The organism is Tabrizicola sp. T74 (assembly GCF_057219935.1).
Genome location: NZ_JBXVVT010000001.1, coordinates 119,139 through 133,044, shown reverse-complemented (window position 1 = coordinate 133,044; position 13,906 = coordinate 119,139). Strand labels below are relative to the sequence as shown.

The following is a 13,906-nucleotide window of genomic DNA, read 5'->3' as shown; positions in this document are numbered from 1 at the left end:
TCGGCGACCCGATTACAGCGGCCAGATCAGCGGGATCAGGGCGCAGGTCACCAGCATGACGATGATGTTCAAGGGGATGCCGACGCGGGCGAAGTCCGAGAACTTGTAGCCCCCCGGCCCGTAGACCATCATGTTGGTCTGATAGCCCACCGGGGTCGCGAAGGCGAGGGTGGCGGAGAACATCACGGCCACCACGAAGGGGCGGGGGTCGTGGCCCAGTTTCTCGGCCAGTTCGATGGCGACGGGGGTGTAGATCACCGCGACGGCGTTGTTCGACAGGAACTCGGTCAGGATCAGGCCGATCAGGTAGACGGCAAGGATGATCGCGAAGGGGCCGAGACCTTCAAGCCAGGGGGCGACGGCGGAGACGATCATCTCGACCGCGCCGGACTGGTCGAGGCCTTCGCCGACGGCGAGCATGGCGAAGATCATGGCGAGAAGCCGCCCGTCGACGAAGGAGAAGGCCTCGTCGCTGTCGACGCAGCGGGTGATGAGGACGCCCGCAACGGCGATGAGGGCGAGGGGCAGGATGGGCGCGACGTCCAGCGCCGAGAGGGTCACGATCAGGGCAAGCGCGGCAAGCGCGATGGGGGCCTTGGACCGGCGGTAGGCCATGACGCGGGGGCGGTTGACGTCGAGGAGGTTCATGTCGGCGGCGAGGCGCTGGATGTCCTCGATGGTGCCTTCGAGAAGGAGCGTGTCGCCGACCCGCACGATCAGGTCGTCAAGCTGGCGGCCGATGTTCTGGTTGTGGCGGTGGGCGGCCAGCACGTAGACCCCGTAGCGGCGGCGGAGGCGCAGGTCGCCAAGGCGGTGGCCTTCCATCCGGCAGCCGGGGCCGATCAGGACCTCGACCGTTTCGGTGTTGACCGAGGAGAGCTTGTCGACGAGGTGGACGTCCTTGCGTTCGTGGAGGCCCATGAGCTCGGTCATCTCGGTCCTGAGGACGACGCGGTCGCCGGCCTGCAGGGTCACGGGGGCAAGGTCGCGGCGGAGCGAGGCGTCACCGCGGAGGACGTCGATCACCCGGACGCCGTCGCGCTTGAAGATGTCGATGTCCATCACGGGCTGGCCGATGAGGGTGGAATCCTCAGGCACGGCGACCTCGGTGAAGAACTTCATCTTCCGCTTTTCCGAGAGGAGGACGCCCATCGACTGGCGGACCGGCAGAAGGCGGTCGCCGAACAGGAGGAGGAACGCACCCCCGGCAAGGGTGACTGCAATCCCAAGGGGGGCGATCTCGAAGAGGCCGAAGTGTTCCAGGCCACGGTCCACGGCGACGCCGTCGACGAGAAGGTTGGTGGAGGTGCCGATCAGGGTGATCATGCCGCCGAGGACGGTCATGTAGGAGAGCGGGATCAACAGCTTGGAGGGCGCGGTGCCGATCCTCATTGCAAGCTGCATGACGACTGGGATCATCACGGCGACGAGGGGGGTGTTGTTCATGAAGGCCGAGGCGACGGCGATGGCGCCGATCAGCACCACGACGGTCAACCCGGGGCGGTCGCCGGCGTGGCGGGTGACCTCGGCCACCACGGCCTCGACCGCGCCGGTGCGGACAAGGCCGCCCATGATGAGGAACATCATCGCGATGGTCCAGGGCGCGGGGTTGGCGAGGACCGAGGTCGCCTCCTTGATCGGGAGGATGCCGAGGATCAGCATGAGGGCCGCGCCGCCGATGGCGGTCACCTCGACCGGGGTCCGTTCCAGGACGAAGAGCACGAACATCACGGCCAGGATCGACAGGGCGACCCAGGGGGCGGCCTCGGCCGGGATCGAAATGCCGAACATCAGCTCTCCACCGTCTTCACACGTTCGCGCGGCTGCACGAGGGCCACGCCCGCAAGCATCACCGCCAGCGCGAGCCAGACCGCGGGGCTGGGCCGTTCGCCCAGCAGGACGATGGCCCAGAGCATCCCGGCCGCCGTCACCAGATAGCTGGATTGCGCGGCGAAGACGGCCCCTGCGGTGGCGGCAAGCCAGACATAGGCGGCGTAGAGGAGGGCATGCAGCGCCGAGGAGAGCACAAGCGCCCAGTCGTCGCGGCCCATGGGCCAGGGCGAATAGCTTTGGTCCATCGCCAACATCACCGGCGCGCAAAGGATGAGGCCCGCAATGCTGGCCCCCAGCATCGCCTGGAGCGCGTCCATCCCTTGCGTGCCGCGCCAGGCCACGTAGGTCGCCTCCATCGCGTAGAAGAACGGGCCGACCAGCGCTACCGGCAGCCAGACCAGCATCGCCGCATCGGGCAGGGCCGCACCCGGGGCCGCGAGCACGGCCACCCCGGCAAGCCCCATGCCCAGGCCCACAAGCCGCAGCGCCGAGAACCGGTCGAGGCCCAGGACCAGGGCCATCGGGAAGGCCAGCATCGGGATCATCGCGATGATGATCGACATGATGCCTGACGGCAGATGCGCCACCGCGGTGTAGAAGGTGCCGTTGGGGATGATCGTCCCGAGGACCGCCACGATCACGTAGAACCGGATTGCCGCCGGGGTCAGCTTCACGCCCTTGCGGCGCACCAGGGCGATCGCGCCCAGCACCAGGACCATCACCACCTGCTGCCAGAAGATCAGCCCGAAGGCGCCATGGCCGGTCTCGGTCGCGATCTTGCCCAGGGGGTGCGTCGCGCCCCAGCCGATGCCAAGACAGACCAGCACGGCCACGAAGAACAGGCGCCCCCGCCTGCGCTTGTCGGGCACGGGTGATGCAGCGGCAAGGTCGGTCATGGCAGGGCTTCCTGCAGCTTGCCGCCGACCCGGATCATCCTGACCTTGGTGGCGAGGCCCGTCTTGTCGTCGGTTTCCACATAGACGCCGGACAGGGTCGCCTCGCCCCCCGCAGGTTCGAACCGGCCCTTGGCCATGCCGGTCAGGAAGCGGCGCAGGGGTTCCAGCTTTTCCATCCCGATGACGCTGTCATAGTCGCCGCACATGCCGGCGTCGGACTGGTAAGCGGTGCCCTTGCCCAGGATCATCGTGTCCGAGGTCGGCACATGGGTGTGGGTGCCAACGACCAGGCTGGCCGTCCCGTCGCACCAATGGCCCATGCCCATCTTTTCCGACGTTGCCTCGGCGTGGAAATCGACGATGGTCGCCTGCACCACGCTGCCAAGCGTATGGGCTTTCAACACGCTTTCCACCGCGCTGAACGGGTCATCGAAGGGCCGCTTCATGAAAACCTGGCCAAGCGCCTGGGTCACCAGCACTTTGCGCCCCTGCGTCGCCTCGAACACCCGCGCGCCACGGCCGGGCGCGACCTTGGAGAAATTGAGCGGGCGGATGATGCGCGGCTCTTCCTCGATGAACTGGGCCATGTCCTTCTGGTCGAAGGCATGATCGCCGAGCGTCAGGCAATCGGCGCCCGCCGCCAGCAGCTCCTTGGCATGCTCGCCGGTGATCCCGGCGCCCTGGCTGGCGTTCTCGCCGTTGACGACGACGAAATCCAGCCCCCAGGCCGCCCGAAGGCCTGGAAGCCGGGTGGTCACCGCCGTCCGGCCCGACCGGCCCATGACATCGCCGAGGAACAGAAGTCTCATGCGGCAGGGATTAGGCGGGAGCCGGGGTTCCGGCAAGCGGAATGACGCTGGCCTCGCTGAAAAAGCACCGCAATTCCGGTGGCGTGATGCGGAAAAGAACAACCGCCCACGGCGAAGATCGTTCTCTGGAAATCCTCCGCCACGGCGGAGCGTTCTGTTGCGGACCGAATCCTGGTGCGCGACGGCCGTATCGCAGCTGAGTGTTCCCCTCAGTGTCCTGCCGGACTATCTCTGTGCCATGGCCACGCTTCCCCCCGCCCTGTCCGACTGGTTCGCCGCCAAGGGCTGGACCCTACACCCGCACCAGTTGGAGATGCTGGAGCGGTCGGGTGAGCCTGCGAGCCTTCTGATTGCGCCGACCGGGGGCGGGAAGACGCTGGCCGGATTCCTGCCCACGCTGGCCGAACTGGGGTCGGACCCTGCGCCCGGGCTGCACACGCTGTACGTCTCGCCGCTGAAGGCGTTGACAGCGGACATCCGGCGGAACCTCGGCACGCCGATTGAAGGCGCGAGGCTGAAGATCCGGGTGGAGGATCGGACCGGCGACACCAGTTACACCCAGCGGAGGCGGCAGCGCGCCGATCCGCCGCATATCCTGCTGACGACACCTGAGAGCCTGGCGCTGCTGTTGTCCTACGAGGACGCCCCGCGGATGTTTGCGGGCCTGCGGCGGGTGATCGTCGATGAGATTCATGCCCTGGCGGAATCGAAGCGCGGCGACCAGCTGGTGCTGCAGATCGCCCGGCTGCAGTCGCTGAACCCGTCCTTGCGGCGGGTGGGCCTGTCGGCGACGGTGGAGAACCCGCCCGCGCTGGCCCGGTTCCTGGCGCCGAGGACCACGATCCTGGAGGCGGACCCCGGCCCCGACCCTGACATCTCCATGCTGGAGACCGAGGCCCCGCCGCCCTGGTCCGGTGGTGGGGGGCGCTATGCGATCCCGGCGATCCTGAACGAGATCACGCGGCACAGGACGACGCTGATCTTTCACAACACCCGGGCGCAGGCCGAGCTGTTCTTCCACGACCTCTGGCTGGCGAATACCGAGGACCTGCCGATCGGCATCCACCACGGGTCACTGTCGCGGGAACAGCGGGAGCGGGTCGAGCAGGCGATGACGGCGGGGGCCTTGCGGGCGGTGGTCTGTACCGGGTCGCTGGACCTGGGGATCGACTGGGGTGATGTGGACCTGGTGATCCAGGTTGGCGCGCCGAAGAACGTGAAGCGCCTGGTGCAGCGGATCGGGCGGGCGAACCACCGCTACAACGCGCCGTCGAAGGCCCTGCTGGTGCCCGCGAACCGGTTCGAGGTGGTGGAATGCCAGGCGGCGCTGGATGCGGTGCGGGCGCATGCTCTGGACGGCGAGCCGCGCGGGCCGGGGCCGAGGGATGTGCTCTGCCAGCATATCCTCGCCACCGCATGTGCCGGGCCGTTCGAGGCGGAGGTGCTGTATGCCGAGATCATCACAGCGGGTCCCTATGCCCAGCTAACGCGGTCGGAGTTCGACGCCTGTCTGGATTTCGTCGCGACCGGAGGTTATGCGCTGAAGGCCTACGACCGCTGGCAACGGCTGAAGCAGACCGCGGGCAAGTGGCACCTGCGCGACCCGCGTGCGGCGGCGCTGATCCGGCAGAATCTGGGGACGATCATCGACATCGAGACGCTGAAGGTCCGCTTCCGCGGCCATGGCGCGCCGCTGGGAGAGGTTGAGGAGAGCTTTGCCGCCACGCTGACCCCCGGCGACACCTTCCTGATCGGCGGCCAGATCGTCCGCTACGAGGGCCTGCGCGAGATGACGGTGGAGGTTTCGAAATCGCCAGGCCGTGAGCCGCGCGTCGCGGTGTTCAACGGCACGAAATTCGCCACCTCGACCCTGCTGACCGACCGGATCCTGCAGATTTTCCAGCAGGACAGCTGGCCCGACCTGCCGGCCCACACCGCCTGGTGGCTGGCCAAGCAGCGCGAGGTTTCCCGCCTGCCGGACCCTACTTCGCTGCTTCTGGAAAGCTTCCCGCATGACGGGCGCGAGCATCTGGTGGTCTACGGCTTTGCGGGTCGGAACGCGCAGCAGACGCTGGGGCTGTTGGTGACGAAGCAGATGGAGGCACAGGGGCTGGCACCCTTGGGCTTTGTCGCGACCGACTATGCCACGCTGATCTGGGGCCTGGACCCCGTCACCGATCCAGGGCCGCTGTTCGACATCGGCACCCTGCGTGAGGGCCTGGACACCTGGCTCTCCGGCAACGCGGTGATGAAGCGCACCTTCCGGTCGACCGCCATCATCGCGGGCCTGATCGAACGCAGCCACCAGGGCCGCCGCAAGACCGGGCGGCAGGCGACGTTTTCATCCGACATCCTCTACGACACGCTGCGCCGCTATGACCCCGACCACTTGCTCCTCCAGATCACCCGGGAAGAGGCGCTGCGGGGCCTCATCGACTTTTCGCGCATCGAGGCGATGCTGGAGCGGATCGAGGGCCGGATCGACCTGCGCCGGCTGATGCGCGTCACGCCGCTCGCCGCGCCGATGTTCTTTGAACCGGGCCGCATCCCGGTACAGGGCGAGGGGCGCGAGCGACTTGCCACCGCCCAGGCGCAGGCGTTGATGGAGGCGGCGGGTCTCGCCTAACCCCTTGCCCATGTTGCAAATACTCCCCGCGGAGCGTCCGCCCTTGCCAGCAGGCACGCGCTTTGGCAGGTAGGCACCCATGCACCACGCGCTTTTCTTCCATGGCGAGACGCTGCACCTGATGCCCTCGGGCGCCCTCTACTGGCCCGCGCGGAGGGCGCTTGCCGTGTCGGACCTGCACCTCGGCAAATCCGAACGCCTGGCCCGGCGCGGCGGGGCGCTGTTGCCGCCCTATGAGACGCAGGCGACGCTGGAGAAGCTCGACCGCGATCTGGAGCACACGCGGGCCGAGACGGTGATCTGCCTGGGCGACAGTTTCGATGACCTCGCGGCGCTGGACGGGATCGAGGAGGCGTCGCGGCTTTGGCTGTCGCGGCTGATGGCGGGGCGGGATTGGACCTGGATCACGGGGAACCATGACCCGGGCCCGATGGAGATCGGCGGCACGCATCGGGCCGAGCTGAAGCAGACACCCTTCACCTTCCGCCACATCGCCGAACCGTCCGAACGGGCCGAGATCTCGGGCCACTACCACCCCAAGGCGCGCCTTGCCGGGCAGTCGCGGCCCTGTTTCCTGGCCGATGCGGCCCGGCTGATCCTGCCGGCCTATGGCGCCTACACCGGGGGCCTGCGCTGCGAGGACCCGGCGCTGACCGGCCTGATGGCCAAGGATGCGCTGGCGGTGCTGACGGGCAGGAAAGCCATACCGATGCCAATGCCGCATTAGGCGGGTCGCGTCGCTGGGTGTTAGCGTTGCAGGGTGTCGCGAGGAGCCAATCATGCGAACCCCAGTCCTGACCCTTGCCCTGCTGCTGCCGGCGCTTGCCGCCAGTGCCGATCCCGCCGCTGACTATGAACGGCTGATGGACGTACTGCCCGGTCTGTCGTTCCACGGCGATACCGAAGGCCAGGCCAAGGCCGTCAAGGCCAGCCTTCCGGGTCTGGAAGGGCGCTGGATCGAGGGGCAGGTACTGCGCATGGGGCAGGAGGAGAACTTTGTCTTTCCTGATGCCGAGCGATTTGCCGAGCTTTGCAGCAAGGCGCCCGTCCAACTGACGCCTGTTGGCGAGCTTGGCCTTGACCTGACCCGCGAGGCAAAGTTCGGCAGCGTCACCTTTCACCTGCAATGGGTGGGCGGCAGCACCTTTCTGTCGCATGTCGACGAAGGCGAGTTTCTGACCTTCGTCTTCGGCAAGGACTACCAGGGGAATGAGCTGCTTCCGGTGTACCAGACTCTGGCTCAGACACCGTGGTTGGGCGAGATCAGCCTGATGCCGGTCTCGTCTGATCTGATCCTGCTGCAGTTCCCGCGCGGCGCTGCCGAGATGCTGGTGCGCTGCCCGGCCTAGGCGGTCAGCCCCTTGGGTTCCGCCAGGCCGTTCGCGCGGCAGCAGGCGGTCAGCGTGTTCGCCAGGAGGCAGGCGATGGTCATCGGTCCGACTCCGCCCGGCACCGGGGTGATTGCACCCGCCACAGCGGCGGCGCTTTCGTAGTGGACGTCACCCACCAGCTTGGCCTTGCCGTCGCGCTCAATCCGGTTGATGCCGACGTCGATCACCGTCGCCCCCGGGCGCACCATGTCGCCGGTAATCATCTCGGGGCGGCCCACGGCGGCGACCAGGATGTCGGCGCGGCGGCACACCTCGGCCAGGTCCTTCGTCCGGCTGTGCGCGATGGTGACCGTGCAGCTGTCACCCAGCAGCAGTTGCGCCATCGGCTTGCCGACGATGTTCGACCGGCCGACCACGACGGCGTTGAGGCCAGCAAGCTTGCCATGGTGGTCGCGCAGCATCATCAGGCAGCCCAAGGGCGTGCAGGGGACCATCGACTTCTGGCCCGTGCCGAGCAAGCCAACGTTCGAAATGTGGAATCCGTCGACATCCTTGGCCCGATCGATGCGGTTGATGACCAGCTCGGAGTTCAGGTGCCCCGGCAGCGGCAATTGCACGAGAATTCCGTGCACCTTGGGGTCGGCGTTCAGCTGGTCGATCAGTGCCAGCAGCGCGGCCTCGGACGTCTCGGCGGGCAGGCGATGTTCGAAAGATGCCATGCCGACCTCGATGGTCGAGGCGTGCTTGTTGCGGACATAGACCTGGGAGGCCGGGTCTTCGCCCACCAGCACCACGGCGAGACCGGGCTGGATCCCGTTCTCTTCCTTCAGCCGCGCCACATGCTGGGCGACCTGCGCGCGCACGTTCGCTGCAAAGGCCTTGCCGTCAATCACCTTGGCCGTCATCCCCGTATCCTCCCTCAGACCGCAGCCGCAAAGGCCGTGCGGTAGTGTTCCATCTGCATGGCCGTCGCCAGCACCGCGTTCTTCATCAGGCATGCCTCCGTCACCGGACCGACCCCGCCAGGGACCGGAGTGATCCAGCCCGCGACGTCCTTGCAACTGTCGAAATCGGCGTCACCCACGGTTTTCCCTTCCACCCGGTTGATCCCGATGTCGATCAGCGCCGCGCCCGGCTTCAGCATCTCGCCCCGCACCAACCCAGGCTTGCCCACCGCCACGAAGACCGCATCCGCCGCGCGGCTATGTACGGCGACCTGCCGCGTCATGTGATGGCAGACCGTCACCGTCGCGCCGAGGCCCATCATCAGGAAGGCGATGGGCTTGCCCACGATTTCCGAATGCCCGATCACGCAGACATCCAGGCCTTCCATCTTCAGGGGTAGCGTCTTCAGGATCTCCACCGCCGCCACGGCCGTACAGGGGCCAAGCGTCAGGTCGTTGTAGACGATGTTGCCGATGGACGAAGGGTGCATCCCTTCCACGTCCTTCATCGGATGCACCGCCTTCTGCAGTGCCTTGACCGGGATATGCGTCGGAAGGGGCCGCTGGATGATGATCCCATTGACCCTCGGGTCCGCGTTCAGGCCCGCGAGGACGCCATGCAGTTGCTCCAGGCTGATGCTTTCCGGGTAGTTCCGCGCCTCGAACCCGACGCCCGCGGCCTCGGCCGACTTCTGCTGGTTGCGGACATAAAGCTCTGCCGCCGCCACATCACCGACCGAGATCGACACCAAGCGGGGCGACCAACCAAGGGCGGTGAGCCGCGCCGCCTCGGCCCTCGTCTCGTCACGCATCCGGGCCGCGATGGCCTTGCCGTCGATCAATGTGGCAGTCATCGCGCCCCTGCTTTCATCCCTTCCGCAGACTGTCCGGCCCAAGCTTGCTTTCCTCGCGCGCGATGGACCAGTCGATCAGCCGCCGCCAGAGCTTCTCCACCAGGTCGGGCGGCAGCCCGTAGGTGTCGGCGTGGCGGCGGACGTTCCCAACCACTTCTTCAACGCGGCTGCCGATCCGGGCGGGCAAATCCACCTCTGCCTTGATCTCGGCCGCCCGGTCGATGTAGCCCGCCCGTTCCGCGAACAGCCGGACGAGGTCTTCGTCCAGCCGGTCGATCTCGGCCCGGATTTCGGCCATCGTGGTGCAGTCGGCGGGCTTTCGCATCTTCGTCTCCCTTGGGCGAGGCTGCCCCCGAGATAAGGGGACAGCCGCGGAAGGGCAACGCGTCAGAACAGCCCTTCGACGTGGCCCTGGTCGTTCAGCCGGATCACTTCGGCGGACGGCACCTTGGGCAGGCCGGGCATGGTCATGATCTCACCACAGATCACCACGATGAAGCCTGCGCCTGCCGAGAGCCGCACTTCGCGGACCGGGACCGAGTGGCCGGTCGGCGCGCCACGGACGTTCGGGTCGGTGGTGAAGCTGTACTGGGTCTTCGCCATGCAGATCGGCAGGTGGCCGTAGCCTGCGGCTTCCCAGGCCTTCAGCTGGTCGCGGATCGACTTGTCGGCCAGCACCTCGTCGGCGTGGTAGATGCGCTTGGCGATGGTCTCGACCTTCTGGAAGAGCGGCATCTCGTCGGGGTAGAGCGGCGCAAAGTGCGACGAGCCGCTTTCGGCCAGCTTGACCACCGCATTCGCCAGGTCTTCGATGCCAGCGCTGCCGTTGGCCCAGTGCTTGCAGAGGATTGCTTCGGCACCCTGTTCGGCGACATAGGCCTTCACCGCAGCCACTTCGGCGTCGGTGTCCGAGTAGAAGTGGTTGATCGCCACGACCACCGGCACGCCGAAGGATTTGACGTTGGCGATGTGACGGCCGAGGTTCGGGCAGCCCTTCTTCACCGCGTCCACGTTCTCGGCCCCGAGGTCGGCCTTGGCGACGCCGCCGTTCATCTTCATCGCGCGGACCGTGGCGACGATCACGGCAGCGGAGGGCTTCAGGCCCGCCTTGCGGCACTTGATGTCGAAGAACTTCTCGGCACCGAGGTCCGCGCCGAAACCGGCTTCGGTCACCACATACTCGCCCAGCTTCAGCGCGGTCTTGGTCGCGATGACGCTGTTGCAGCCATGGGCGATGTTGGCAAACGGGCCGCCGTGGACGAAGGCCGGGTTGTTTTCCAGCGTCTGCACCAGGTTCGGCTGCATCGCGTCTTTCAGAAGCACCGTCATCGCGCCGTCGGCCTTGATGTCGCGGCAGTAGATCGGCTTCTTCTCGCGGGTGTAGGCGACGACGATGTCGCCCAGGCGCTTCTGCAGGTCTTCCAGGTCGTTCGAGAGGCAAAGGATCGCCATGACTTCCGAGGCCACAGTGATGTCGAACCCGGTCTGGCGCGGGAAGCCGTTCGAGACGCCGCCGAGGTTCACCACGATGTCGCGGAGCGCGCGGTCGTTCATGTCCATCACCCGGCGCCACACCACGCGGCGGGCGTCGATGTTCAGCTCATTCCCCCAGTAGATGTGGTTGTCGATCATCGCCGACAGGAGGTTGTGGGCGCTGGTGATCGCGTGGAAGTCGCCGGTGAAGTGAAGGTTCATCTCCTCCATCGGGACGACCTGGGCCATCCCGCCGCCCGCCGCGCCGCCCTTCATCCCGAAGTTCGGGCCGAGAGAGGCTTCGCGGATGCAGATGACCGCCTTCTTGCCGATGCGGTTCAGACCGTCGCCCAGACCCACGGTCGTCGTGGTCTTGCCTTCGCCCGCCGGGGTCGGGTTGATCGCGGTGACGAGGACGAGCTTGCCGTCCTTCTTGCCGGAAAGCGACTTGATGAACTCCTGACTGACCTTGGCCTTGTCGTGGCCGTAGGGCAGAAGGTGCTCCGAGGGGATGCCAAGCTTGGCGCCGATCTCCATGATCGGCTTCTTCTTGGCTTCGCGTGCAATCTCGATGTCGGTCTTGAAGGCCATGTACGTCTCCCACGGGGCGGATTATGCCGTTTGCGACGTGATACCGGGCGAGAGGCCCTTGTCGAAGGCGTTTTGCGACCTAAAGGCCGCCAAATTCGCCAGCCGGTGTTTCCGATACGAAACCTACCGCAGTGGGGACGAAATTTTCCCCAGGATTAACTATTTTTCCGGAGCGTCCTTCAACGGTCGCCAGCCGCGCTGCGCCGGGATGTGCAGCCGCAGCGTGTCACCAAGGCGCAGGGTGCCGGGACGTTCCACCCAGGCGGTCACGCCGCGCTTGCCCTGGGCGGCGGTCTTGAAGCCCTTGCCTTGGCCGGGCAGCGCCTTGTCGATGGTGACGGCGGGTTCCTGGCAGGGCAGGTTTTCCATGTCGACGACCAGCGTTACCCCGTCCGGGCCCTGCAACCGGCTGGACGGCGGCAGGTGGGTGAGATCGGGGATGCCTTCCAGGACGAGGCTGGCACCGACCCAGGCGTAGTCGAGCCGGTCGAGCCCCATGTCGGCGGCGACTTCGGCCATCTCCTCGGCGCTGACGACGCAGAGCTGGCGGACGTTCCTGATTTCGGTGTCGCGGGGATGCTGTTTGGCCACGCGGCTGCAGGCGGGACGGGTGAGGCCGGCGTGCACCTCGCCGTCGAAGCCGGCAAAGGTCAGCGGCATCTCGGTCAGGGGCTTGGCGGTGATGACCAGCTTTTCCACCGGCACCGGCTGGTAGCCCAGCCAGACAACGCGGGCGGTGTGGTCGGTCGGGATCAGGGCAGGCATCAGGGACGCTCCAGGACAAAGAAGACGCGGGTGAAGGGGAACGGCACGCGGCCATCGGGCAAGGCCGGGTAGGCCTGTGCCAGGGCGGCGTCGTAGGCGGCATGGTAGGCGCGCAGGTCGGCGTCCGACAGCCCGGCGACATAGGGGCGCATGGCAGTGCTTTCGGTGAAGGCGCGGACCGGGTGGCCCTTGGCTACGGGGTCGAGGAGCTGAAGGTAGTCGGTCGTCCAGGACCGCACCTCGCCGAAGGGCAAGAGAAGTTCGACATAGTCTGCGGCCTGCAGCACAGGCGAGGACGGGGGCAGGGCGCGGGCGGGGAACAGCGAGAGCGCCACGTCACGCAGCAGGCGGTGCGACGGTGCCTCATGCTGGCGCGGCATCTGCACGGCCAGAACGCCACCCGGTGCCAGCAAGGCGGCAAGGCGGGGCATCAGCGCGGCATGGTCGCGGACCCAGTTCAGCGCGGCGTTGGAGAAGATCAGGGCCGGCGGCGCCTCGGGTGTCCAGTCGGCGATGTCGGCAAGGTCGACGCGTTCGTAGCAGCGGCGGAGCGCGGCATTGGCCAGCATCGATTCGGACACATCGACGCCGATCAGGCTGCGGGTGGGGAAGCGCGACAGCAAGGCCGGAGCGACTGCCCCGTCGCCGCAGCCGAGGTCGATGATGTCGCCCCGGGGCAGGTCGGGAACCTGCGCCAGAAGATCGAGCGCCGGGCGCAGCCGCAGGTCGCGGAAGGCGGCATAGCGGGCGGGGTCCCAGTCCTGGGCGAAGGGTCGGGTCACAGCCATTTCTTCCAGCGGAAGATCAGGTAGGGTACCAGTGCCGACAGCACCATCAGCCCCAGCGCCATCGGATAGCCCCAGGGCCATTCCAGTTCCGGCATATGCTTGAAGTTCATTCCGTAGATGCTGGCGATCAGCGTGGGCGGCAGGAAGACGAATGCCACGACCGAGAAGATCTTGATGACGTCGGACTGGCGGATGTTGATGACGCCCAGGGTCGCGTCCAGAAGAAAGCGGACCTTTTCCGACTGCGCTTGCGCCACCTCGCGCAATGACCGCAGGTCCTGCAGTTGCGCCAGCGCCAAAGGCATCTGCCGGGCGTGCAGGCAGGGGCCTTCGGCGGCCTCTGGCGTGGCGGTCAGGTAGGTCAGCAGCCGCAGGATCGTCGCCAGGCTTTCGTTGACCTTGCCGTTCATCGCCTCGGCCCGACCGATCCGCTGCAGCACCACCTGCAGGGTGTCAGCTTTGCCCGAGGGCCGATGGGCGGCGAAAATCGCCTTCGACAGAAGCTCGTGCTGCCGGGCCTCGGCTTCCAGGATGTCGGCAAGGCGGTCCACGACGGCTTCCATCAGGCCCATCGCCGCGTCGAGGCCGGAGTCCAGCGGCGTGTCGTGTCGTGCGGCCCAGTCGGCGAAATAGCCAAGCGACCGGGGGGCGTGGTAGTGCACGGTGACCAGCCGGTCGGGCCGGACGACGAAGGTGACGGGACCGATTTCGGCCTCACGCGCGTCGGGGCTGGCGATGACCTGGGCGGTCAGGAACAGCGCGCCATCTTCGCGGTAGATGCGCGAGGAGACCTCGATCTCCTGCATGTCCTCACGCGTTGGGATGTCGATGCCGAGCGCGGCCTCGACGGCATCTTCCTCGGCCTCGGTCGGGGCGGTCAGGTCGATCCAGAGCGCTTCGCCAAGGTGGTGGTCGGAAAGGTTCAGCTGTTCGAGCCGGTTCCCGCGCGACCTGTATGCCGTGATCATTGCGTCCCTCGTCGCGCCGTCCGGGCCG

The 13,906-nt window shown here is 67.0% G+C and carries 13 protein-coding genes; 3 read left to right on the top strand and 10 right to left on the bottom strand.

Annotated features, from left to right (window positions below):
* Positions 1-12: 12 nt before the first annotated feature.
* The 3 genes from AC2EAL_RS00625 to AC2EAL_RS00615 are packed head-to-tail and all read right to left on the bottom strand — an operon-like array spanning position 13 to position 3,538.
* Entirely contained in the window at positions 13-1,791 is a 1,779-nt protein-coding gene (locus AC2EAL_RS00625; RefSeq protein WP_484722239.1) for an SLC13 family permease, read from the bottom strand.
* Positions 1,791-2,729, bottom strand: a complete 939-nt coding sequence (locus AC2EAL_RS00620) for a DMT family transporter (RefSeq protein ID WP_484722238.1) — start codon at positions 2,727-2,729, stop codon at positions 1,791-1,793. The genes AC2EAL_RS00625 and AC2EAL_RS00620 overlap by 1 nt, the downstream gene beginning before the upstream one ends.
* Complete coding sequence (locus AC2EAL_RS00615; protein WP_484722237.1) at positions 2,726-3,538, bottom strand: TIGR00282 family metallophosphoesterase; 813 nt, start codon at positions 3,536-3,538, stop codon at positions 2,726-2,728. Before AC2EAL_RS00615 ends, AC2EAL_RS00620 begins: the two co-directional genes overlap by 4 nt.
* Before the next feature lie 238 nt (positions 3,539-3,776).
* Between AC2EAL_RS00615 and AC2EAL_RS00610 the strand changes: the two genes are divergently transcribed.
* The 3 genes from AC2EAL_RS00610 to AC2EAL_RS00600 all read left to right on the top strand — a co-directional run bounded on the left by AC2EAL_RS00610 (position 3,777) and on the right by AC2EAL_RS00600 (position 7,513).
* Positions 3,777-6,164, top strand: coding sequence for a ligase-associated DNA damage response DEXH box helicase (locus AC2EAL_RS00610; protein ID WP_484722236.1), 2,388 nt, complete (start codon positions 3,777-3,779; stop codon positions 6,162-6,164).
* Positions 6,165-6,243: 79 nt separating this feature from the next.
* Positions 6,244-6,891 (top strand): ligase-associated DNA damage response endonuclease PdeM, encoded by a 648-nt coding sequence (gene pdeM / locus AC2EAL_RS00605; RefSeq protein ID WP_484722235.1) that lies wholly within the window; start codon positions 6,244-6,246, stop codon positions 6,889-6,891.
* Positions 6,892-6,943: 52 nt separating this feature from the next.
* The gene (locus AC2EAL_RS00600) at positions 6,944-7,513 is read left to right on the top strand and encodes a hypothetical protein (RefSeq protein ID WP_484722234.1); all 570 of its coding nucleotides are present in this window, start codon (positions 6,944-6,946) and stop codon (positions 7,511-7,513) included.
* On the opposite strand, the gene folD is transcribed toward AC2EAL_RS00600, so the two are convergent.
* From folD to AC2EAL_RS00565, 7 genes are all read right to left on the bottom strand, one after another.
* Complete coding sequence (folD, locus tag AC2EAL_RS00595) at positions 7,510-8,400, bottom strand: bifunctional methylenetetrahydrofolate dehydrogenase/methenyltetrahydrofolate cyclohydrolase FolD (protein ID WP_484722233.1); 891 nt, start codon at positions 8,398-8,400, stop codon at positions 7,510-7,512. The genes AC2EAL_RS00600 and folD overlap by 4 nt on opposite strands.
* Before the next feature lie 14 nt (positions 8,401-8,414).
* Complete coding sequence (locus AC2EAL_RS00590; protein ID WP_484722232.1) at positions 8,415-9,293, bottom strand: bifunctional 5,10-methylenetetrahydrofolate dehydrogenase/5,10-methenyltetrahydrofolate cyclohydrolase; 879 nt, start codon at positions 9,291-9,293, stop codon at positions 8,415-8,417.
* A gap of 13 nt (positions 9,294-9,306) precedes the next feature.
* Positions 9,307-9,618: a chorismate mutase gene (locus AC2EAL_RS00585; RefSeq protein WP_484722231.1), complete on the bottom strand. Its 312-nt coding sequence runs from the start codon at positions 9,616-9,618 to the stop codon at positions 9,307-9,309.
* Between the two features lie 62 nt (positions 9,619-9,680).
* Positions 9,681-11,357, bottom strand: a complete 1,677-nt coding sequence (locus AC2EAL_RS00580; RefSeq protein ID WP_484722230.1) for a formate--tetrahydrofolate ligase — start codon at positions 11,355-11,357, stop codon at positions 9,681-9,683.
* A gap of 159 nt (positions 11,358-11,516) precedes the next feature.
* Positions 11,517-12,122: an MOSC domain-containing protein gene (locus AC2EAL_RS00575; RefSeq protein ID WP_484722229.1), complete on the bottom strand. Its 606-nt coding sequence runs from the start codon at positions 12,120-12,122 to the stop codon at positions 11,517-11,519.
* A complete protein-coding gene (locus AC2EAL_RS00570; protein ID WP_484722228.1) occupies positions 12,122-12,904 on the bottom strand; it encodes a methyltransferase domain-containing protein in 783 nt (260 codons plus the stop codon). Before AC2EAL_RS00570 ends, AC2EAL_RS00575 begins: the two co-directional genes overlap by 1 nt.
* A complete protein-coding gene (locus AC2EAL_RS00565; RefSeq protein ID WP_484722227.1) occupies positions 12,901-13,878 on the bottom strand; it encodes a magnesium transporter CorA family protein in 978 nt (325 codons plus the stop codon). Before AC2EAL_RS00565 ends, AC2EAL_RS00570 begins: the two co-directional genes overlap by 4 nt.
* Positions 13,879-13,906: the final 28 nt, after the last annotated feature.